The sequence below is a fragment of the Flavobacterium cupreum genome, assembly GCF_003996965.1.
Classification (GTDB): domain Bacteria; phylum Bacteroidota; class Bacteroidia; order Flavobacteriales; family Flavobacteriaceae; genus Flavobacterium; species Flavobacterium cupreum.
In genome coordinates this window covers 1-340 of the sequence record NZ_QWDM01000142.1, presented here as the reverse complement: position 1 = coordinate 340, position 340 = coordinate 1, and the positions used below count along the sequence as shown (strand labels likewise).

General features: G+C 72.4%; 2 protein-coding genes. Both read right to left on the bottom strand.

Features of this window, described 5'->3' with window-relative positions; genetic code table 11:
- A partial coding sequence (locus tag D0817_RS26955; RefSeq protein WP_497756104.1) for a prepilin-type N-terminal cleavage/methylation domain-containing protein occupies nucleotides 1-74 on the bottom strand: 74 nt, incomplete at its 3' end.
- A gap of 20 nt (nucleotides 75-94) precedes the next feature.
- Nucleotides 95-340 (bottom strand): hypothetical protein (locus tag D0817_RS26950; protein WP_202866533.1); only part of this gene is annotated, 246 nt, incomplete at its 5' end.

Below are 340 nucleotides of genomic sequence, written 5' to 3'. Positions count from 1 at the left end.
ATCGCCGCCAGCACCGCCACCACGAGCAGCGTGACGAGTATCTCGACCAGGGTGAATCCGGCACTACGTTCCATATCAATCTCCTTGGGGTGGGTCAACGGGTGGCCTTCGCGTGCAGTTCGCGCCAGTTGCTTACTTCGCGCCAGCTCAGGCGCCCGGCCAGCGCGCCAAGGCTGAAAACGATGGGCGGATCGGCCCCGCCTCCCTGGCGCCCGACGATGGCGAACCGGTGGCTGGTGCGGGTGCGGCCGGTGGCGTCGCGCGGGCCGACCGCGCTGCCCGTGCGCACCAGCAGCGGCGTGGCGGCGGCCACGCCGGGGGTCGGGCGGCCGGCGGCGAT